The following is a 21,427-nucleotide window of genomic DNA, read 5'->3' as shown; positions in this document are numbered from 1 at the left end:
TCCCCCCTCTTCTTACGCTTTTTCCTGCGATTCTTTTCCGAGCTTTACATCAATTGTTCCTTCTGCAACTGTATCGCTAATTTGCTCCTCAATAACTGATTGAGATGCAGCATTCGTTTCAGAAGTATAAGCTTGTTGCTGTGCACCTTGTACATTTTGTTTATTTTGTTGTTTCGCCATTTCTTACCCTCCTTTTTTTCTTTCTTATTTTGAACAAAAAGGAAGGTTTTCATCAAAAAATCGTGGGTCATTTTATAATTGTTATTTCTTCTTCAAGTAGTCTCATTACTCTTGCTCGTTTCGTAAATGTTGCGATATGAGTAATACCATGATTTCGTAATGTTTGCACATTTTCTTTTACGTATTTCCCTAAATCATTCGGATAATGAGCATCTGAAGAAATAGTAATGGGAACACCATGTTTAGCTAACACTTGTAAATACAGTGGACTCGGGCACATTTCCCGTACAGGATAACGATAGTACAATCCCGCATTTATTTCTGTTGCGGTATTAGTTTCTACTAATGCACGGGCTATTTTCTTATAATAAGAAAGCTGTTCATTCTCATCCAACCTGTAATTAAATACTTTTATGTTATCAAGGTGGGCTATAATATCAAATAATTCGGAACGAACTGCACTCTCAACTGTTTTGAAAAACGTATCATATAGTATATGTAAATCATGCTCTTCAAAATATTCTTTCGTATCTGGATTATCAAACCCCCAGCCGTTTAAAAAATGAACAGACCCAATTACATAATCAAAGTCTCCTAGTGCTAACAATTCTTTTAGCTCTTCTTCACAGCCAATAAAATAATCCGCTTCAATTCCAAGTTTAAGTGTAACGCCTCTTTTACTCCATCGTTCTTTCGCCTCTTCAATCGACTTTGTAAAATCGTATAGTGAAACTACTCTTACTTGGTCTAACCATTCCTTCTGTAAACGCCCAAGCTTCGAATCACTAATATTCACATATTTTTCATAATATACTTTCGACTCATGAAAGCGGTATAAATGATCCACAATCCCAACTTCTTTTATACCTTTTCGCAATGCCTCTTCTAAATATAAATCAATCCATTTCGCTGTAAATGGTCCTTCCTTCACACGTCTTTGCAGGCGTTCTTGCGTCTTCATAAGCCATTCGATAGAATGTCTTTCTTCTTGAAGCGGCTCATAATATTGTAGCGTTTCATTTATTTTGGCAAGCCAACCTATTGAATAAGGCCCTTCTTCTAAATGAAGATGATAATCCACTTTCATACATATTCCCCCTTATAACGTATCTATTTCTTTTCGTTCCCCTACTCTCGAAAGCTTTCCATTTCTTTCTTTCACTTCTTCCATAACATCTTCTAGTGAAATGTTTTTTTCGGCTAATAGAACAAAACAGTGATAAAACACATCAACCATTTCTTTTACTAGTTCTTTTTTATCATTATTTTTAGAAGCAATGATCACTTCAGAGCACTCTTCCCCAATTTTCTTTAAAATTTTATCTTCTCCTTTTGAAAATAAATAATTTGTATATGATTCTGGCAATGGATTTTCCTTTCGGTCTTCAATTGTTTCAAATAATAATTTAAGGACATCTTCCATCTTCATCCCCCTATATAACTTTATAATGAAAACATGTTTTCTCTCCCGTATGACAAGCAGGTCCTACTTGCTTTACAACAACTACAATTGAATCTTGATCACAATCTAAATAAAGGGATCGAACATACTGCATATTGCCCGATGTTTCTCCTTTATTCCATAACGATTGTCTTGAGCGAGAATAAAACCACGTCCTTTTTGTTTCTAACGTCTTTTCATACGCTTCTTCATTCATGTAAGCGAGCATTAAAACTTCTTTCGTATCTTCCTCTATCACCACTGCTGGTAATAACCCTTTTGAGAAGTTAGGCTTCATAGTCGCACCTCAACGTTTGCTTCTCTTAATTTTCTCTTTACATCCTGCACAGTCTCTTCACCATAATGAAAGATTGATGCTGCTAGCGCTGCGTCGACTGTTGTCTTTTTAAATACCTCTATAATGTGATCCGCATGACCACATCCTCCTGATGCAATTACCGGGACGGAAACGCTACTTGAAATTGCTTCTGTTAACTGAAGATCGTATCCATCCTTCGTTCCATCTGCATCCATACTCGTTAGCAAAATTTCTCCTGCCCCTAATTGTACGGCGTGCTTCGCCCATTCGATTACATCCATTCCTGTATCAACCCTCCCGCCATTTACGTATACATTCCATTTACCTTCTGCTACTTTTCTAGCATCGATTGCTACAACAATACATTGCGAGCCAAAATGTTCTGCACCTTCCTGAATTAGTTTTGGATTCCGTACTGCTGCTGAATTAATTGAAATTTTATCCGCACCGGCTCGTAGCAGATTGTATATATCTTGAACATTAGAAATCCCCCCGCCTACTGTAAGAGGAATAAATATTTTTGAGGCAGTTTTTTCTACAACATCTATCATCGTTTTTCGCCCTTCATGTGTCGCAGTAATATCTAAAAATACAACTTCATCTGCTCCCGCATCATTATATAAAGCCGCTATTTCAACAGGATTACCGACATCTTGTAATCCTATAAAATTTACACCCTTTACGACTCGCCCTTCTTTCACATCTAGACATGGAATAATTCGTTTCGCTAACATAGCTTTGTTACCTCTAGCACTTCTTCTAAATCAATTGTATTCTCGTAAAGAGCCTTACCAATGATAACACCATGTATATTCATATCATTTAATCTTTTCACATCTTGAATAGACGCCACTCCTCCAGAGGCAATGAGACGAATACCCACACTTTTTTGCAGTAACCCTAATTGCTCAAAATTTGGTCCTGCAAGTGTCCCATCTCTCGAGATGTCTGTAAATACAATCGTTTGAACACCTACACTCTCCATTTGCTTCGCTAAATGAATATAAGAAATTTCAGACACATCAAGCCAACCTCTAGTTGCTACGAAACCATTTTTCGCATCAATTCCAACAATTATTTTCTCTTTATATAGCCGAACTGCTTCCTCTAAAAATGACTTATCATAAAGAGCAGCTGTTCCTAAAATGACTTTTTTTACACCTGCTAACAATAACTTCTCCACTGCTACAAGCGATCGAATTCCTCCTCCAACTTGCACAGGAATACGTACCGCCCTGCATATTCTTTCAATGATAAACAAATTTAAAGACTCTCCAGCAATTGCACCGTCTAAATCAACAATGTGTAATATTTTCGCTCCAAGCTTTTCAAATATGATCGCTTGTGCAACCGGATCTTCATTCATAACCGTTTCTTTACTAAACTCTCCTTGATAAAGTCTGACACATCGCCCTTCTTTTAAATCGATAGCTGGGAAAATTTCCATGCTTCTACCACCCCTTTAAAATTCTTTAAAATTTGTATTCCGACTTCCCCACTTTTTTCAGGGTGAAACTGCGCTCCAAATACATTTCCTTTCGCTACAAAACCAGGTACTTGCACCCCATACTCGCTTGCCCCATACACAATTCCCTTTGGACAATCTGCATAATAAGAGTGGACATAATATACGAAAGAACCGTCTTCTATTCCATTCCAAAGTGGTATTTCTCCTTCTTTCTTCAATTCATTCCATCCCATATGTGGAATTTTATAAGGCACTTTTAATTTCCGAATAACACCTGGCAATAAACTTAATCCGCTACAGTCTTTTAATTCCTCACTTTTTTCAAATAAAAGTTGCATACCTAAACATATACCAAGGAACGGTTTCCCTAAATTTCCAACCTCTTTTAGCACAAATACTAATTTTTTTTCTTCTAGAACGTCCATCGCTTTCGGAAATGCCCCTACTCCTGGTAAAATAACGCCATCACTTCTCAATATTTCCTCTCTATCATCCGTTACGATATACTCTGCTCCAATATATTTTAATGCCTGTTCCACACTACGAATATTTCCCATCCCATAATCTACAATAGCAATCAATTACAACATCCCCTTCGTTGAATTTACACCAGTAATGTTGTCATTTTTTTCGACTGCCTCTCTAAGCGCTCGACCAAATGCCTTAAATAAAGCTTCAATTTTGTGATGTGTATTACTTCCGTATAAAATACGAGCGTGTAACGTAATATTTGCTGCATGAGCAACTGCTCTAAAAAACTCTTCCGTTAATTCTGTGTCAAAATCGCCTAATTTCGGATTTGTTAACTCGCCTTGAAACACAATATAGGAACGTCCACTTATATCAATTGCGACAAAACCTAAAGATTCATCCATCGGTACATATGCGGAACCGTACCTATTAATACTCTCTTTATTTTGCAATGCTTCTTTCAAGCAATTTCCGAGTACAATTCCAACATCTTCAACCGTGTGATGTGCATCGACAAACACGTCACCTTCAGCTTCAATTTGTAAACCAAATCGTCCATGCCTTGCAAATAAAGTTAGCATATGATCAAAAAAACCTACTCCTGTTTGAATAGAAACATTCGTACTTTCATCAAGCTGCAAACTTAATTTAATTTTTGTTTCTGTCGTTTCACGTACTTGACTCGACTGTCGCATTATTCTTCCTCCTCAAATCTCATTTGGACTGCTCTTGCGTGTGCGTATAAACCTTCTTTATTTGCCAGTTCTACAATATGATGTTGTACATTTTTTAACGCTTCCTCTGTATAAGAAAGAAAGCTTGATTTTTTTACGAAATCATCGACTGATAACGGGGAGAAAAATCTTGCTGTTCCACTTGTCGGTAAAACGTGATTCGGTCCTGCCAAATAATCGCCGAGCGGCTCTGGTGCATATGGCCCAAGGAAAATAGAGCCTGCATGTTTCACATAAGCTAGAGCATTCATTGGCTCTTTTATATGTAACTCTAAATGTTCTGGAGCAATTTCATTTGATAACTTTAGTGCCTCATCTAAAGAAGAAACGATAAAAATGGCTCCATTTCTTTTGATTGATTCACGAGCGATTTCACTTCTTGGTAATGTTTCTAACTGTCTTTCTATCTCTCTTCCTACTTCTTTAGCTAGTTCTATATTCGTTGTAATACAAATCGCTGTTGCCCTCTCGTCATGTTCTGCTTGCGATAATAAATCAGCAGCGATATATTTGGCATTGCCTGTTTCATCAGCGATAACTACAATTTCTGATGGCCCAGCAATCATATCGATATTTACTATTCCGTATACTTCTCGCTTCGCTAAAGCGACGTACAAATTTCCCGGTCCAACTATTTTATCCACTTTCGGAATCGATTCCGTCCCATACGCTAAAGCAGCGATTGCCTGGGCACCACCAGCCATATAAACTTCATCTACACCTGCAAGACCTGCGGCAGTTAATATATGCGGGTCAATTCCTTCTTGCCTTGGCGGTGTTACCATTACAATTTTTTTCACACCTGCCAGTTTGGCTGGCAATACATTCATTAATACTGAAGAGGGATACGATGCCTTCCCGCCTGGCACATATACACCTACATTTTCTAACGGTCTAATGAGCTGCCCTCTAATTATCCCATCACTTTCGCAATCAAACATAGATTGCCTCTTTTGCTTTTCATGATATGAGATAATGTTTTTTTTCGCCTCTTGTAGCGCCTCTAAAAAAGAAAGTTCTACAAACGCACTTGCTTGTTTTATTTCTTCTTCACTTACACGAAAATTTTTAACATCCGCACCATCAAGCTTTTTTGTATAGAAAGATAAAGCCTCATCTTTACTTTCTCTTACGTTTTGAACGATTTCCCTTACACTTCTTTGAACAGTTTCTTCTATTATATTAGCGTTTTCTCGCAACACTTTTATTTTGGATAATGCCTCCTTGAAGTCTTCATAAATGATCTCCATTGTAAGCCCTCCTATTTCCCTGATAAAATTTCTTGCTCCATCATGTTTATAATACTGAATATTTCGTCTTTTTTAGTTTTTAAAGCTGCCTTATTTACAATCATTCGAGCGGATATAGAATACATTTCCTCAAATACAATGAGCCCATTCTCTTGTAGTGTTTTTCCTGTTTCAACAATATCAACAATCGCATCTACTAATCCAAGAAGCGGAGCAATTTCTACAGAACCTTCTATTTTTATGATTTCTACATCTTCTCCCTTTTCGTGAAAATAATTGGAAGTGATGTGTGGATATTTCGTAGCAATTCGTTTCTTTCGGTAACTCTTCGGATTATACGTAGGAATAGAAGCGACACAAAATTTACACATACCCACTCCTAAATCCAACATTTCATATATATCTTTCTCGTTTTCCATTAAAATATCTTTTCCAACGATCCCAATATCAGCTACTCCATGTTCTACATAAGTAGCAACATCAACCGCTTTTACTAAAATAAATGAAATATTTGTATTTTTACTTTGAAAGACAAGCTTTCTCCCTTTATCTTTAAGCTCTGAACAATCAATTCCAATTTTCTCAAACAGCGGGATAACATGTTTCTCTAATCTTCCTTTCGTTAACGCAATTTGAATGTTACGCATGAAGTCTCCCCTTCTTTCTGAACGACCCATTTCTCTTTCCATACATATTCCACCAATGATTCATTCCTTGCCTCAACGACCGTTACTATTTTATTGTTTTTTGCAAATTGAAATGTGTCGTTTAAATTAGAGAATAAAGATAACTGGGCATTCTTCCCGTCCTTTCGAAGTAAGTTTCTTAACCTTTCAGCTTCCGCTAATCTATTCAATTCATAATGTATCATCATATCTATTGGCTCTCGTTTATAAGATTCTTGTTGCTCTTGAAGTGCCTTGACTATTTGATTTACTTGCACCGCGAGGCCAACCGCTGACACCATCTCTCCAAAATTCCCAATTAACTCATCGTATCTTCCACCACTAACAATCTCTTCTCCAATTTCATATATATACCCTTTGAAAATAATACCCGTATAATAGTCCAAATGTTGAATCATGCCTAAATCAATGGATATGTAAGGTCCATAGCCTAGCCTTTCAACCGCTTCATATATTTCTTTCACTCTTGCAATGGCCATTTTCATTTCATTACTTGAGGCGAGTTTTTCAGCTTCCTCAATAACCTCTAAATTCCCAAATAACCTTGGTAATTTCTCAAGTAATTTTACTGTTTCATCGCACCGATCTAATTTCTTTTCTCCGATAAAATTTGAGAGAGCAGCATAATTTTTGCTTTCTATATACGTTCTAAGTACTCTCTCTTCTTCATCATGAATAGAGAGCTTTTTTACAATACATTTATATAACTCTACCTGCCCAATTTCGATTGTAAAAGATTGTACCTTCAACCTTTGTAGTGCTTGCATTACACTTATCACACATTCAATTTCAGCTCTTATATTATCAATCCCGATAATTTCAATACCACTTTGTACAATTTCATTATATTTTCCAGACAGAGACTCATTCGCCCGAAATACATTTCCACTATATGTCACCTTAAGAGGCGTATCCCACCTTTGCGTTCCAATTACTCTCGCTAAAGGAATCGTCATATCTGGACGTAACACGATAATCCGTCCCTTTTCATCAAAAAATTTATACATCTTCTCTTCATCTATCGGCCGATTTTGAAAAGCAAACACATCATAAAATTCAATTGTAGGTGTCCTTATTTCCTCATAGCCTCTCTCTAAAAATGTATGTCTTAATTTTTGTTCCACTTCTTCAATTAACGTACATTCTTCAAATAAGTAATCTCTCGTTCCATTCGGATTTGCCCGCTTCCACTTTGTCATCTGAATTCACACGCCCTTCCCTTTCTAATGTATGCCCACTCCATTCACCCAAACCGAAAATAAAAAGAGCCTTGTAGACAAAATACCTACAAGGCTCTTTAGTAGAGTGTAGGTACAACGGGAATAACCCTTGTGCCTACACGTTTTCACGTTAGGTTCAAGGGTTTCATGTATGATGATGTAGTTGTGTAAGCATTTTAATAGATTGTACGATATTCATAATACTTACTCCCTTTCTCCTCTGATTTTTCCATAGTATATAACAGTTAATTCTGAATGTAAATACATTTTTAATATTCCGTTATTTCTTAATATAAAGCTACTTTTCTTTCATACTCTTCAATTTCTTGTTCATATTGCATCGTAATGGCAATTTCATCTAGACCATTTAATAATTTTTCTTTCCACATTTTCTCGATTGTAAAATGAAACCTGTGCGTATTTGTAGTAATGACTTCATTCTCTAAATCGACTTCCATTTGATCTCTCACATTTATTGTAGCAAGTTGTTCACGCATCTCTTTATCCATTACAATCGGTAACATACCATTTTTCATACAATTCATATAAAAAATATCTGCAAATCCCCCTGCGATAATAACGCGGAAACCATAATCAGCAAGGGCCCACGGAGCATGCTCTCTTGAAGAACCGCATCCAAAATTATCACCTGTAATTAATATACTTGCTCCCTTTCGTTCTTGTGCATTAAGGGGAAAATTAGGATTTTCATGGCGCTCATTATCGTAACGCCACTCATCAAATAAATACTTTCCAAATCCTGTCCTTTCAATTCTCTTTAAGTATTGTTTCGGAATAATTTGATCTGTATCAATGTTATCATTCATAAGTACTGCGGCAGTACCTTTATGAATACGAAATGGCTCCATCGTAACTCTCCTTTCTAATATCAACAAAATGCCCATATAATGCAGCTGCTGCTGCCATAGCTGGACTTACTAAATGTGTTCTTGCCCCTTTCCCTTGCCTTCCTTCAAAATTACGATTTGAAGTAGACGCACAATGTTCTCCTTCAGGTACTTGATCTGGATTCATCCCAAGGCACATTGAACATCCAGGCTCTCTCCATTCAAACCCCGCTTCTTCAAATATGTGATGTAAGCCTTTTTGCATTGCCCGCTCTCTCACACTTTTTGATCCTGGTACAACGAGTGCTCGCACACCTTCTTTTACCTTTTTCCCTTTTACAACAGATGCAGCAATTTCTAAGTCAGATAAACGTGAATTTGTACAAGAACCAATAAAGACATGCTTAACAGGAATTTCAAACGTACTTTGTCCAGGGCTCAATCCCATATATGAAAATGCTCTTTCATCATTTTCGTTATGCTTTTCTGGTAACTTTTCATCAATAGGGACACCCATACTAGGATTTGTTCCCCAAGTTACGTATGGAGCTAGACTCGTAACATCTATTGAAATATGTAAATCATAAATTGCATCTGAATCCGTATAAAGCTCCGAACATTTTTCCGTGAAAGATTCATAGTCTTTTGGTGCATATTTACGCCCTTTTACATAAGAAAATGTTTTTTCATCCGGTGCAATAATGCCTGCTTTCGCTCCTCCTTCAATTGCCATATTACAAAGTGTCATTCTCTCTTCCATTCCCATATCACGAATCGTCTCTCCGTAGAATTCCATTACATACCCAGTCCCAACCGCTACACCGTACTTTGAGAGAAGATGTAAAATAATATCCTTTGCATAAACGCCTTTCGGTAACTTTCCTGTTAATTCAATCCCCATCGCTTTCGGTTTTCGTTGCCACAACGTTTGAGTTGCTAATACATGTTCCACTTCACTCGTACCAATACCAAACGCTAGCGCGCCGAAAGCACCGTGAGTTGCTGTATGGCTATCACCACAAACAATCGTTTTCCCTGGTTGTGTGAGTCCAAGTTCCGGCCCGATAACATGAACGATTCCTTGCTCTTCATCACCAATATCAGCTAATCGCACCTCAAATTGTTTACAATTTTCACGAAGTGTATCCAATTGCTGCTTCGCAATGCGATCGGTAATATTCCAAACATCTTTCGTTGGAATATTATGATCCATCGTTGCAAACGTTAATTCCGGTCTCCGAACAGTTCGATTTGCAAGCCGCAAGCCTTCAAAGGCTTGCGGTGAAGTTACTTCATGAACGAGATGAAGATCAATATATAATAAATCCAATCCATTTTCATTTGTTGTAACTACATGTCTTTCCCAAAGTTTATCTAGCAACCTTTTCCCCATTATCTTCCTCTCCCTACTAGTGCCTGCTCTTCCATTTCTTGAACAACCGCCTTCGTAAATGAAGTTGTCGTCTCATCTCCCCCAATATCAACTGTACATTTTCCAGATTGAAGAACTGCAGAAATTGCCTCTTCAATCGCATATCCTTCTCTCGTTAATCCAAATGATTGCCCAAGCATCATCGCAACCGAACGCATCATCGCAATTGGATTTACTTTATTTTTCCCTGCAATATCCGGTGCTGAACCGTGAATAGGCTCATATAAAGATGGCCCGTTTTCCGCATGACTCGCTGATGGAAGCATTCCTAATGATCCTGCTAATACAGAAGCCTCATCACTTAAAATATCACCAAACAAATTCTCTGTTACGATAACATCAAATCTCTTTGGGTTCCGAATTAACTCCATAGCAGCTGCATCTACTAAAATATGCTCTAACTCAACATGAGGATAACGAAGAGCGACTTCTTCCGTAACAGTTCTCCATAATTTACTAGATTCTAAAACATTCGCCTTATCAATAGACGTTACTTTTTTCGATCTCTTACTCGCTAATTGAAAAGCATAAGAAACGATACGTTCAATTTCATGACGATGATACGTAAGTGTATCCGTTGCGACTTCTTCCGTTCGCTCTTTCGGATAAGAAAAATAAATACCACCTGTTAATTCACGAACGACAACGAAGTCAATTTCATCAGCATTTTTTAATGGGGATAAATGCGAAGTTGAGCTTTCTACCGTTACAGGGCGAACATTCGCAAATACACCAAGTCCTTTTCTTAAAGCTAATAATCCTTTCTCCGGTCTTTCTTTCGCACCATCCCAACGAGGTCCACCAACTGCCCCAAGTAAAACCGCATCACTCGCTAAACAAGCGGCAAGTGTTCGCTGTGGTAATGGTTGCCCCGTTAAATCAATAGCAACACCACCAAAGTGCTCATCTTGCAAATGAAAATGATGCCCATATAGTCTCTCTACCATATGCAATACTTCCTTTGCACTTTCCATAATTTCCGGGCCGACACCATCACCAGCTAAACAAACGATACGTTTTTCCAATTTTAACACTCCTTTTAACTGAATTTTCAGAACTTTTTTGATAGGTGAGGAAAGCTTCACTCACCTATCAAACCCTTATTTTACAAGCGCTATAAACGATTTCAATTTTCCAGCTGCATGAACATATGCTCTCGCCGATGCTTCCAATACGTCTTGCGCAACACCAAAACCTGATACTTGATGCGTTCCTTCTTTTAATTCAACATGAACATGAGCAAGTGCGTCTTGACCTTGTGTAATAGATTGTATGCGATAATCTGCCAATTCACATTCTAATCCTAAAATTCTTTGGATTGCATTGTATATTGCTTCAATACTTCCAGAACCAGTCGCTGCATCTTCGTATATAGTTCCCGCCTCATCTTTCAATACAACTGTCGCACACTGTGTACTATTCGATACGAAGTGTACTTGCAATTGCGTAATGTTATATTGCTGCGCTGCAAAAGCTGCTTCACCAAGCATAAGTGCACGTAGATCTTCTTCCGTAATTTCCTTTTTACGATCAGCTAATTTTTTAAACGCTTCAAACACCACATCGCGTTCTTCGTTTGTAAATTCATAGCCTAGTTCTTTCATTTTTTCTGTAAATGCGTGACGCCCAGAATGTTTGCCAAGTACAAATAGGTTTTGAGATTCTCCTATAAGTGCTGGTTCAATGATTTCATATGTTGTCACTTCTTTTAAAACACCATCTTGATGAATGCCTGATTCGTGAGCGAAAGCATTTGCTCCCACAATCGCTTTATTTTTCGGTACAACCATACCCGTTAACCTACTTACTAATGTACTTGTCGATTTAATCTCTTTTAGCGCCATCGAAGGCTCCGCCTTATAGAAATCTTTTCTAATATGAAGAGCAACTGCGACCTCCTCTAATGCAGCATTCCCTGCTCTTTCTCCAATGCCATTAATCGTTCCTTCTACTTGCAGTGCTCCACCTTCAACCGCAGCTAACGAATTTGCCACCGCCATCCCAAGATCATCGTGGCAATGACAAGAGAAAATCGCTTTTTCATATGAAGGAACGGATTCTTGTAAGTATTTAAATAAGGAATAGTATTCTTCTGGGTTCGTATATCCAACTGTATCCGGAATATTAATTACATTCGCTCCTGCACGAATCGCAACTTCTACTGCTTCAGCTAAAAAATCTCTTGATGTTCTTGTCGCATCTTCTGCAGAAAATTGCACTGTCGGAAATAAAGATCTCCCAAGCGTAACCGAGCGATAAATACTATCTAACACATCTTCTTTTGACATACAAAGTTTATATTTCATATGAATATCACTCGTAGCTAAAAATACATGTAAACGAGGAGATACGGCACCTTTCACAGCTTCATATGCTCTTCGAATATCACTTTCTTTCGCTCTAGCTAAACTCATAACTGTAGCATTTTGAATGGTATTTGCGATGCGCTTTACCGATTGAAAATCGCCTTCGGAAGCTGCTGCAAAGCCAGCTTCCATTACATGAATACCAAGTCTCTCTAATTGCCTTGCAATTTGCAATTTCTCTTGTTCATTTAAATTCACTCCTGGTGATTGTTCGCCATCACGTAGCGTCGTATCCATGAACAAAACCTGCTTCATATTATTTAATCCCTACCTTTACACGCGGTTGTACGAAAGGCATCATTTCACGTAATTTATGTCCAACTACTTCAATTTCATGTTCATTTTCTTTCTCATTTGTCGCATGGAAATTTGGTCTTCCTGCTTTATGCTCTGCAATCCATCCTCTTGCAAAAGTACCATCTTGAATTTCAGCTAGTACTTCACCCATCGCTTTCTTCGTATCTTCCGTAACAACACGTGGTCCTGATACGAAGTCTCCCCACTGCGCTGTATCTGAAACAGAATATCTCATATTTTCAAGACCACCTTCGTACATAAGATCAACAATAAGTTTCAGTTCATGTAAACATTCAAAATATGCAAGTTCAGGCTGGTATCCTGCATCAACTAGCGTTTCAAACCCTGCTTTTACAAGTGCAGTCACTCCACCACAAAGTACTGCTTGCTCGCCAAATAAATCTGTTTCTGTTTCTTCTTTAAACGTCGTTTCTAATACTCCAGCTCTCGTCGCTCCAATTCCATCTGCATAAGAAAGTGCCTTTTCAGTAGCAACTCCTGTTGCATCTTGATATACTGCAAACAGCGCTGGAACCGCACCGCCCTCACTAAACGTACGGCGCACTAAATGTCCTGGACCTTTTGGTGCTACTAGAAATACATCTACATTCGCTGGTGGTTTCACTTGATCAAAGTGAACATTAAATCCATGTGCGAACACGAGAGAGTTTCCGGCCTGTAGATTTGGTGCAATTTCAGCTTCATATACCTCTGGTTGCAGTTCATCAGGTAATAAAATCATTACTACATCCGCCTGTTTTGCTGCTTCTGCTACTGTATATACAGAAAATGCATCTTCTTTCGCTTTATCCCAAGACTTGCCTTTTCTTAAACCTACTACTACATCAAATCCGTTATCACGTAAGTTTTGTGCATGCGCATGACCTTGTGAGCCGTATCCGATGATCGCAACTTTCTTTTCTTTTAATACATTTACCGTTACATCTTTTTCATAATATACTTTTGCCATTTTCATTTCCCCCTATATTTAAATGATTATTGAATTAACATAACTTGCTTATCTTGCTTTTTCATACTACGTGTAAATGCTGTTACACCTGTTCTAGCAATTTCTTTCAAACCGTATGGACGAAGTAATTCAATTAACGCTTCTACCTTCTCCTGCGTACCTGTTACTTGCACAACTATGGAATCCTTCCCAACATCTATTACAGCGGCTCGAAATGGCTCAATTAAACTATATAATTCTGCTCTTGCTACAGACGTTGCGACTTTAATAAGTGCCAATTCTCTAGCAATCATTGCTTCTTCTGTAATATCTGATACTTTCAAAACATCAATTTGTTTATGAAGTTGTTTAATTAACTGCTCCACTTGCTGTTCATTTTCAACGTGTACAACAATCGTCATCCGCGATATGTCCGATGATTCCGTATGACCTACTGAAATACTTTCAATATTAAAATGTCTTCGTGTCATAACACCTGTAATTCGGTTTAACACACCACTTTGATTTCGAACTGTTGCTGTAACAATTCTCTTCACCTTTTTTCCACTCCCTCCATTTGGTGAACACCTTTCCCTGGCGCAACCATCGGCATTACCTTTTCTGATTGAAGTACACGGCAATCAATTACGAATGGCTCTTGTAATTCAATCGCATGCTGTATTTGCTTCTTTGCAAGAAGTGGATCATCTATGCGAATTCCTTTTATGCCATACGCATTCGCAAGAGCGACGAAATCTGGTTGGCACGATAGTAAAGAGTGCGAATATCTTTGATTATAAAATTCATCTTGCCATTGTCTTACCATTCCTAAAGCTTCATTATTTAAAATAAAAACTTTAACAGGCAAAGAATGTTCTTTTAAGACACTTAATTCTTGCAGAGTCATTTGAAACCCAGCGTCACCTACAATTGCAATAACTAGTTCTTCTGGCTTTGCAATTTGTGCACCAATTGCTGCTGGAAATCCGAATCCCATCGTTCCTAATCCTCCAGAAGTTACCCATTTATCTGGATTTTTCAACGGATAATATTGCGCTGCCCACATTTGATGTTGCCCAACGTCTGTTGTTACAATCGCTTCTCCTTTCGTAATTTCATATAGCATATCAATTGCGTATTGAGGTTTAATACTTTCAGGATTTCGTTTGTAAGAGAGTGGATATTTTTCTTTTCTACCCTTTAATAAAATGAGCCATTCATGATGATTTTCTTTCTTCCCTTCTGATTGAAGTAATACTTTCAAAGCTCGCTTAGCACTTGCAACAATAGGAATTTCAGTCGGCACATTTTTTCCGATTTCTGCTGGATCAATATCGATATGTGCAACAGTCGCCTCTTTAGCAAAATAAGCTAAATTCCCAGTAAGACGATCATCAAATCTCGCCCCAATATTGATCAGTAAGTCGCATTCATATAGCGCCATATTGGCTGTGTAAGAACCATGCATTCCTCCCATCCCTAGAAATAGTCCATCATCTGGCGGAAAACCACCAAGACCAAGTAACGTATGCACAACAGGAATTTCATATTTACGAGCAAAACTTGTTAATTCTTTCGAAGCTTTCGCATGCAATACACCTGCTCCAGCTAAAATTAACGGTTTTTTTGAAATCTCAATTGCTTGTAATAATTTGTTTATTTGGAGTAGATTCGGTTCATAATTAGGGTTGTACCCTGGTAAATCCATTTGCACGTCACTACATCGTTCCCCTTGTTCTACTACCATATCTTTCGGAAGATCAATTACGACTGGACCTGGTCTTCCTGTTCTAGCGATATGAAATGCTTCTTTAATAATTCGAGGTAAATCCGAGGCCTTTCGCACTTGATAATTATGTTTTGTCACTGGCATCGTAAGCCCCATAATATCCGCTTCTTGGAAAGCATCACTTCCAATTAACGTTGTTGCTACTTGCCCTGTAAATACAACAAGTGGCAATGAATCAATCATCGCATCAGCTAGACCAGTAATAACATTTGTAGCACCAGGCCCGCTTGTTGCAATTACAACCCCTGGATTTCCAGTAATTCTGGCATACCCTTCAGCTGCATGAATGGCCCCTTGCTCATGCCTTGTTAAAATATGCGGAATTTCACAGTCATAAAGCGCATCATAAAGAGGTAAAACGGCACCACCCGGATAACCGAAAATCACTTCTACGCCTTCCTTTTCTAGCGCTTCTAACAATAGCTGTGCACCAGTTGCCAGTTTCTCTTCCGTTTTTGAAGACATTGTTCTTATAAGCCCCCTTTAAAAAAAATTTATAAATAAAAAAAATCCTACGTCCACACTCCAGCTATGTGCTGAAGGGACGAAAGATTTCGCGGTACCACCCTTCTTCGCAAGAATACTCTTGCCTCAGTGACCCATAAATGAGTCTAGCTAATAACGGAGCTACCGTCTAAGCCTAACCAAATGCTTCAGCTTAGCACTCAAAGGCGATGTTCGTCGACGTGAACCATCGGTTTCCAGCAACCACCGACTCTCTGTGAGGCTTCACAATCAACTACTCCTCCCTATCAACGCTTTCTCATTTCATAAAGAGTTATTATCCAACTTTATTTTCTTCGTAAATTTTCTCTCCATCTTCTACAACTAATTTACGGAATTCTTCTAGTAAACGATTCGTATGTAGTCCCGTTTTTCCTAAACCAATCGTCCTACCATCTACTGTCGTAACAGCAATAACTTCAGCAGCTGTTCCTGTTAAAAATACTTCATCAGCTACATATACATCGTGCCTTGTAAATAACTCTTCTCTTACGTCATACCCAAGTTTTTCGCCGATTTCTAAAATTGCGTTTCGTGTAATACCTTCTAACGCTCCAGCAGAACTTGGTGGTGTAATTAATTTATTTCCTTTTACAATAAATACGTTATCTCCTGAACCTTCAGCTACGTATCCTTGATCATTTAACATAAGTGCTTCTTGTACTCCAGCTAATTTCGCTTCAATACGAACTAAAATATTGTTTAAATAATTTAAAGATTTTACTTGAGGTGATAAAACATCTGGTCGATTTCGGCGCGTTGCAACTGTTACAACTGGAATCCCCTTTTCATAATATTCTTGTGGGAATAAAGATAGTTGTTCTGCAATTACTACTACATTCGGTGTCTTACAAGAATCAGGATCTAACCCAAGATTTCCTGCTCCTCTCGATACAACAAGGCGAATGTATCCATTAGATAATTTATTTTGTCGAATCGTCTCAACAACAATATTCGTTACTTCATCTAACGAATATGGAATTTCTAACATGATGGATTTCGCTGATTCATATAACCGGACAAGATGCTCTCTCAAACGGAAAACATTACCGCTATAAACCCTAATGCCTTCAAACACTCCATCGCCATATAAATAGCCATGATCATATACTGAAACTTTTGCTTCGTCTTTTGGAACAAATTCTCCATTTAAGAAAATCCATTGTTCGTTCACTGGAAAGCGCCTCCTATGTTCTATGAATTTTTTATTGTTTCCTAGTTTACTCTCCTTTCTAAATAAATCAAGTAAATTTTTAGAAAATTTTTAATTTTTAATCGTACGTACATCTTTAATTATATTGATTTAACAACATTGTTAACGTTTACAAAAAGTCAAAAATTTTTTTCGCCAATTTCCACTAAAAAAAATATTTGTTTAAAAGAAGGATTTTCTCTAAGAGGTACGAATCTATTGTATTCAATAAACGGACGTCCGATTTTATAAATTCGGGAATATATAACGACTTTTGCTGAAAAAGGGGGAAAATAAAAAAATTAGTGCTGTGTAAAAATAACATTCATAATTTTTATTTCGAAATCATAATCCTATTTTTAAAAAACAATTTGTCAAAATGAAGGAGGAAATAAATATGGCATGTGTACAAATTAAAGGAACGAGACAAGAGGTAGTTGAAATGCTACAACTATTTGATCTAATGGATACGAAAGGTTTTTGTAAATTCGATAATTATGTAGAGGTAGAACCGAATAACAAAGAACATAATAATTTTATCGCTTCAATCGATATTCAATCTAATCCTTCTTCCGCACAGGATACATTAAACGATCAATTCGTTAGTCAAATGCTTACTGGTGTTTATAACGACTAAACAAATATATGCTTCCTACCATCTTTTCATAAATATATGCTATAGACTTGAGCATACTAGCAACTAGATGGTAGGAGGTGAGAATTATGGCTAGAATTGGCGTTGAAAACTCATTAACAGATGTTCAACAAGCTCTTCAGCAACAAGGACATGAAGTCGTTACACTTAACTCAGAACATGATGCACAAGGCTGCGATTGTTGTGTTGTAACTGGGCAAGATTCTAATGTGATGGGGATTGCAGATACATCAATAAAAGGATCGATAATTACAGCTCATGGTTTAACAACAGATGAAATTTGTCAGCAAGTTGAGAACCGCATTTAAAAGTCATTTCTCATTATGGTATAACACACAAAAGAAAGAGGACTCCTTTTAAAAAAGGAGTCCTCTTTTTTATATTCACCTAACGGGAAAGTAACATATACTGGATGAAAGCCCTACCTCTCTCTCATCATTACGGTTCCAATGACCGCTCCTTGATTCACTAGTATACATATATGGCTTACAAATACAATTTATAGGGTTTGTTCACAAAAGTTGTTGATAAAATTACCCGATCTTTCGCAAACTTTTCGTATTGTATTCATAAGAGATATTTACTTTACACTAGCTGTAACCGAGACACGAATTAAAATTCTAACACCAATTCGGTAACTTGTCAATATTTTTTACAAATTAAAAACAGACAGTAACGGTTTGTCTGTTTTAGAATGGAGCTTTTTCTTTTATTACATATACAACAAAGCCGCTTACTAACATAAATAAGCCAACTACTAAGTTTTTAATATTAATCATACATTCCTCTCCCTTATTCCACACATCTTATTATATATTTACATTTCAATTATTCCGATCATCCTAAAGCGCACTTTTTCTAATATATCACAATTCCTAAAAATTGCAAGTTCACTTTTGACGACCATTCACAAATTTATCTACAGTACTTGGTACAGTGTTTAAAGCTTTTTCAATTAAATGTGTACTACTGTTAAGATGCAATACTTGTACTCCGTTAGAACCAACTACTAAAAAAGCAACGGGACTAATGGAAACCCCAGCCCCACTTCCGCCTCCAAATGGATGCCCTGACTTATTCTCTTTATGCTGACCTTGTCCACCATTATGTTTTTCAGTAATGAAATCCCCTTTAAAGTCACTTCCACCAGCTCCAAAACCAAACGCCACTTGAGATACTGTTAATACTACATTTCCGTCAGCTGTCGAAACCGGACTTCCAACAATCGTATTTACATCTACCATCTCTTTTAAATTTGTCATCGCTGTTTTCATTAAATTTTCAATTGGATGTTCCATTATGTACTGCACCCTTTCCTCATTATTCCTTTTTATACTTTCCAAAATAGAGGAAGTCATACTAACTTTTCCTATTTCAAAAAAACAATTTTCTTCTACATGGATATTACTCCCTGCCTATCCTCGGATAAAAAAGAAAAAGAGATACATACTACTATTGAACCTTGTTATGAAAGGAGTCATGACTTTGACTGAGAAATTTGATGATTACAAAAAAAGAGATAGAATAGATAGTGATTATAGTGACTATAAAGAAGAATATGCAGCTGAAGTTGCACCACAGCGCATTGATTATGATTACGATAAGAAAGAAGATAAAGATGATGTAAGATCGTCTGCCGCTGGATCAACTGCCGGTTTTATCGCTCTTGCCTTATCTATATTATCACTCTTCACCTTCCCAACACTATTTGGTCTTGTTTCTGTGTTACTAGGAATTTACGCTTATAATCGCGGAGCTACTGTAACTGGTGGTATCGCTGCCATTGTTGGTGGAATTGCTGCACTCATCGCGATTTTATTCCGTGTAGCACTTATCGGTTTATTGTTCTCCCTTTTTTAAAAAGAAAAAGGTATCTCGCTTTATGCGAGATACCTTATCCTGTAAATACATCTTCTGATGGATATTTTATTTTTTGTTTTGCTGGGCGTGCTAAAGAAAACACAAGTGTTAGCGGTCCAATTAATCCACAAAACATAACAAACATAATAATACATTTTCCAAATGCTGATAGCTTCGCAGTAATCCCCATCGTTAATCCAACTGTGCCAAATGCTGAAATTGTCTCAAATAGTAGCTGAATAAAGCTAAAGTCTTCTGTAAGCATTAATACAAATACTGCTGTAAAAATAAGTATTTGACTGGCAACGACAATTGCTAACGCTCTCGTTACTGTCGACATTTTAATTGTACGCTGAAATAAAACAATTTCCTCCTTCTTTCTAAAGAAAGAAAGGACAGATGTAATTAAAATAACAAACGTCGTTAATTTAATACCTCCACCCGTCGATACACTTCCTGCACCGATAAACATTAAAACCATCGTAAATAATATAGATGATTCTTCCATCCCTCCATAGTCAACTGTATTAAAACCAGCTGTACGAGGTGTAATACCTTGAAAGAAAGACGCCCATAACTTTTCATTTAAAGATAAATTCCCTAACGTCTTCACATTATTATATTCCAATACAAAAATCACAATCATTGCTATAACATTTAGCGCTACTGTTCCAATAATCATTATTTTTGAGTGAAGTGATAATTTTCGAAAACTACGACTATACCATATATCAATTAATACGGTAAAACCGAGTCCTCCTATTACAATTAAGGAACAAATTCCAATATTAATAATAGGGTCTCCTACATACCTTGTTAAATTATCTGGCCAAAGAGCAAACCCCGCATTATTATAGGAAGCAATTACATGGAAAATACTATAGTATAAACCTTTCCCAAAACCAAACTCTGGAATAAAGCGAAACGATAAAAAGATGACTCCAATGAATTCAATACAAATAGAAAAAATAAAGACACGTTTTACTAATTTTACAAGACCACCTATATTTGTTTGATTAAATGCTTCTCCAATTAATAATCGATGGCGTAAGCCAATTTTTTTACCTAGTACCCAAACAATTAAAATGGCAATTGTCATAAGACCTAAACCACCTGTTTGAATTAGAAGCATAATAACAATTTCACCAAACATCGTAAACGTACTTGCAGTATCTACTACTCCTAAACCCGTTACAGTCGCTGCCGACGTTGCTGTAAAAAAAGCATCTACCCAACTAATATGTACTTTCGTTGCGAATGGTGACTTTAATAACAAACCTCCGGCCACAATTAAGCAGAAAAAACCTAATGCTAATATTTGTGGTGGGTTTAATTGTATAAAACGATTATACAAACTTTGTCTTTTTGTTACTTTCATATCACTAACTCCCTTTATTAAGTGAAGCTTCTATCCTCACATAAATACAGGTTTTTAAGAACCTACAAGTAGCGGGATAAACCTTATATTCTCATAACATAGTTGAGCATAATCCTTTTTTTCATAGATTTCAACTTTTATTTATATTCGAACTTTACTTCATTTTATGACAGAAAAACTTTCTATTATCTTTCTCTTAACTCTACAACTCTTGCAACAATAATTTTATATGTACTATTTTTCAAATCCCCATACCTTTCACTCTATGTTCACATGGGGGTCACATCTATCTTTTATAGTATATGTATCGAAGCTGTTCCTCCCTAATTTAAGACATTCCCCAGTGTCTTTGAATAGCTTCCATCCCTAATTAAATTGACATAAATTG

Annotated in this window: 25 protein-coding genes, 1 pseudogene and 1 other annotated feature; of the genes and pseudogenes, 3 read left to right on the top strand and 23 right to left on the bottom strand. The window is 37.0% G+C overall.

Annotated elements, in window-relative coordinates:
* Nucleotides 1-12 precede the first annotated feature (12 nt).
* From ACS2MN_RS11100 to ACS2MN_RS11005, 20 genes and pseudogenes are all read right to left on the bottom strand, one after another.
* On the bottom strand, nt 13-180 hold the full coding sequence (locus tag ACS2MN_RS11100; RefSeq protein WP_001118878.1) for a YozQ family protein: 168 nt from the start codon (nt 178-180) through the stop codon (nt 13-15).
* Nucleotides 181-247: 67 nt separating this feature from the next.
* On the bottom strand, nt 248-1,267 hold the full coding sequence (locus ACS2MN_RS11095) for a histidinol phosphate phosphatase domain-containing protein (protein WP_098709738.1): 1,020 nt from the start codon (nt 1,265-1,267) through the stop codon (nt 248-250).
* A 12-nt stretch (nt 1,268-1,279) separates the two neighbouring features.
* Nucleotides 1,280-1,603, bottom strand: a complete 324-nt coding sequence (gene hisE, locus ACS2MN_RS11090; protein ID WP_000390406.1) for a phosphoribosyl-ATP diphosphatase — start codon at nt 1,601-1,603, stop codon at nt 1,280-1,282.
* A gap of 10 nt (nt 1,604-1,613) precedes the next feature.
* Complete coding sequence (gene hisI, locus ACS2MN_RS11085) at nt 1,614-1,919, bottom strand: phosphoribosyl-AMP cyclohydrolase (RefSeq protein WP_000803971.1); 306 nt, start codon at nt 1,917-1,919, stop codon at nt 1,614-1,616.
* On the bottom strand, nt 1,916-2,674 hold the full coding sequence (gene hisF, locus ACS2MN_RS11080; RefSeq protein ID WP_346994115.1) for an imidazole glycerol phosphate synthase subunit HisF: 759 nt from the start codon (nt 2,672-2,674) through the stop codon (nt 1,916-1,918). Before hisF ends, hisI begins: the two co-directional genes overlap by 4 nt.
* Nucleotides 2,668-3,387, bottom strand: a complete 720-nt coding sequence (gene hisA, locus ACS2MN_RS11075) for a 1-(5-phosphoribosyl)-5-[(5-phosphoribosylamino)methylideneamino]imidazole-4-carboxamide isomerase (RefSeq protein WP_000402303.1) — start codon at nt 3,385-3,387, stop codon at nt 2,668-2,670. Before hisA ends, hisF begins: the two co-directional genes overlap by 7 nt.
* The gene (hisH, locus tag ACS2MN_RS11070) at nt 3,360-3,989 is read right to left on the bottom strand and encodes an imidazole glycerol phosphate synthase subunit HisH (protein ID WP_000560641.1); all 630 of its coding nucleotides are present in this window, start codon (nt 3,987-3,989) and stop codon (nt 3,360-3,362) included. The genes hisA and hisH overlap by 28 nt, the downstream gene beginning before the upstream one ends.
* Nucleotides 3,990-4,574, bottom strand: coding sequence for an imidazoleglycerol-phosphate dehydratase HisB (gene hisB, locus ACS2MN_RS11065; protein WP_001249957.1), 585 nt, complete (start codon nt 4,572-4,574; stop codon nt 3,990-3,992). It lies immediately after the preceding gene.
* Nucleotides 4,574-5,863 (bottom strand): histidinol dehydrogenase, encoded by a 1,290-nt coding sequence (gene hisD, locus ACS2MN_RS11060; protein ID WP_000402921.1) that lies wholly within the window; start codon nt 5,861-5,863, stop codon nt 4,574-4,576. The genes hisB and hisD overlap by 1 nt, the downstream gene beginning before the upstream one ends.
* Nucleotides 5,864-5,874: 11 nt before the next feature.
* Nucleotides 5,875-6,510, bottom strand: coding sequence for an ATP phosphoribosyltransferase (hisG, locus tag ACS2MN_RS11055; protein ID WP_001244463.1), 636 nt, complete (start codon nt 6,508-6,510; stop codon nt 5,875-5,877).
* A complete protein-coding gene (locus tag ACS2MN_RS11050; RefSeq protein WP_000170288.1) occupies nt 6,486-7,748 on the bottom strand; it encodes an ATP phosphoribosyltransferase regulatory subunit in 1,263 nt (420 codons plus the stop codon). The genes hisG and ACS2MN_RS11050 overlap by 25 nt, the downstream gene beginning before the upstream one ends.
* Before the next feature lie 308 nt (nt 7,749-8,056).
* Entirely contained in the window at nt 8,057-8,638 is a 582-nt protein-coding gene (leuD, locus tag ACS2MN_RS11045; RefSeq protein WP_098709740.1) for a 3-isopropylmalate dehydratase small subunit, read from the bottom strand.
* Nucleotides 8,616-10,010 (bottom strand): 3-isopropylmalate dehydratase large subunit, encoded by a 1,395-nt coding sequence (gene leuC, locus ACS2MN_RS11040; protein ID WP_000520121.1) that lies wholly within the window; start codon nt 10,008-10,010, stop codon nt 8,616-8,618. The genes leuD and leuC overlap by 23 nt, the downstream gene beginning before the upstream one ends.
* The gene (gene leuB, locus ACS2MN_RS11035) at nt 10,010-11,074 is read right to left on the bottom strand and encodes a 3-isopropylmalate dehydrogenase (RefSeq protein ID WP_000415349.1); all 1,065 of its coding nucleotides are present in this window, start codon (nt 11,072-11,074) and stop codon (nt 10,010-10,012) included. The genes leuC and leuB overlap by 1 nt, the downstream gene beginning before the upstream one ends.
* A 75-nt stretch (nt 11,075-11,149) precedes the next feature.
* Nucleotides 11,150-12,670: a 2-isopropylmalate synthase gene (gene leuA / locus ACS2MN_RS11030; protein WP_098709741.1), complete on the bottom strand. Its 1,521-nt coding sequence runs from the start codon at nt 12,668-12,670 to the stop codon at nt 11,150-11,152.
* Between the two features lies 1 nt (nt 12,671).
* Nucleotides 12,672-13,682, bottom strand: coding sequence for a ketol-acid reductoisomerase (ilvC, locus tag ACS2MN_RS11025; protein ID WP_001151722.1), 1,011 nt, complete (start codon nt 13,680-13,682; stop codon nt 12,672-12,674).
* A 26-nt stretch (nt 13,683-13,708) separates the two neighbouring features.
* A complete protein-coding gene (gene ilvN, locus ACS2MN_RS11020; RefSeq protein ID WP_000822948.1) occupies nt 13,709-14,218 on the bottom strand; it encodes an acetolactate synthase small subunit in 510 nt (169 codons plus the stop codon).
* A complete protein-coding gene (ilvB, locus tag ACS2MN_RS11015; RefSeq protein ID WP_346994114.1) occupies nt 14,215-15,915 on the bottom strand; it encodes an acetolactate synthase large subunit in 1,701 nt (566 codons plus the stop codon). Before ilvB ends, ilvN begins: the two co-directional genes overlap by 4 nt.
* 72 nt (nt 15,916-15,987) lie before the next feature.
* Nucleotides 15,988-16,215: a binding site (T-box leader), on the bottom strand.
* A gap of 16 nt (nt 16,216-16,231) precedes the next feature.
* Nucleotides 16,232-17,128: a branched-chain-amino-acid transaminase gene (gene ilvE, locus ACS2MN_RS11010; RefSeq protein ID WP_001005499.1), complete on the bottom strand. Its 897-nt coding sequence runs from the start codon at nt 17,126-17,128 to the stop codon at nt 16,232-16,234.
* A gap of 158 nt (nt 17,129-17,286) precedes the next feature.
* Nucleotides 17,287-17,484, bottom strand: a pseudogene (locus tag ACS2MN_RS11005) (hypothetical protein).
* A 59-nt stretch (nt 17,485-17,543) separates the two neighbouring features.
* Between ACS2MN_RS11005 and ACS2MN_RS11000 the strand changes: the two are divergent.
* Entirely contained in the window at nt 17,544-17,783 is a 240-nt protein-coding gene (locus tag ACS2MN_RS11000) for a DUF3911 family protein (RefSeq protein WP_000752506.1), read from the top strand.
* Nucleotides 17,784-17,869: 86 nt separating this feature from the next.
* The gene (locus ACS2MN_RS10995) at nt 17,870-18,109 is read left to right on the top strand and encodes a YkuS family protein (RefSeq protein WP_140154051.1); all 240 of its coding nucleotides are present in this window, start codon (nt 17,870-17,872) and stop codon (nt 18,107-18,109) included.
* A gap of 381 nt (nt 18,110-18,490) precedes the next feature.
* Here the strand turns inward: ACS2MN_RS10995 and ACS2MN_RS10990 are convergent, their stop codons facing one another.
* Both ACS2MN_RS10990 and ytfJ read right to left on the bottom strand, forming a co-directional pair.
* Nucleotides 18,491-18,580 (bottom strand): hypothetical protein, encoded by a 90-nt coding sequence (locus tag ACS2MN_RS10990; protein ID WP_000608227.1) that lies wholly within the window; start codon nt 18,578-18,580, stop codon nt 18,491-18,493.
* Nucleotides 18,581-18,691: 111 nt separating this feature from the next.
* On the bottom strand, nt 18,692-19,159 hold the full coding sequence (gene ytfJ, locus ACS2MN_RS10985) for a GerW family sporulation protein (RefSeq protein ID WP_098709742.1): 468 nt from the start codon (nt 19,157-19,159) through the stop codon (nt 18,692-18,694).
* Nucleotides 19,160-19,268: 109 nt separating this feature from the next.
* On the opposite strand from ytfJ, the gene ACS2MN_RS10980 reads away from it, so the two are divergent.
* Complete coding sequence (locus tag ACS2MN_RS10980; protein WP_002038267.1) at nt 19,269-19,661, top strand: hypothetical protein; 393 nt, start codon at nt 19,269-19,271, stop codon at nt 19,659-19,661.
* A gap of 34 nt (nt 19,662-19,695) precedes the next feature.
* Here ACS2MN_RS10980 and ACS2MN_RS10975 read toward each other — a convergent pair whose 3' ends face one another.
* Nucleotides 19,696-21,039 carry a TrkH family potassium uptake protein gene (locus ACS2MN_RS10975; RefSeq protein WP_438894695.1) on the bottom strand — a complete coding sequence of 448 codons (1,344 nt, stop codon included), beginning with the start codon at nt 21,037-21,039 and terminating at the stop codon, nt 19,696-19,698.
* Nucleotides 21,040-21,427: the final 388 nt, after the last annotated feature.

Source organism: Bacillus cereus group sp. BceL062, from assembly GCF_051780025.1.
In the GTDB taxonomy this organism is placed as follows: Bacteria; Bacillota; Bacilli; order Bacillales; family Bacillaceae_G; genus Bacillus_A; species Bacillus_A toyonensis.
Note: the sequence above shows the minus strand (reverse complement) of the source record. Positions and strands in the feature narration are given on the sequence as shown.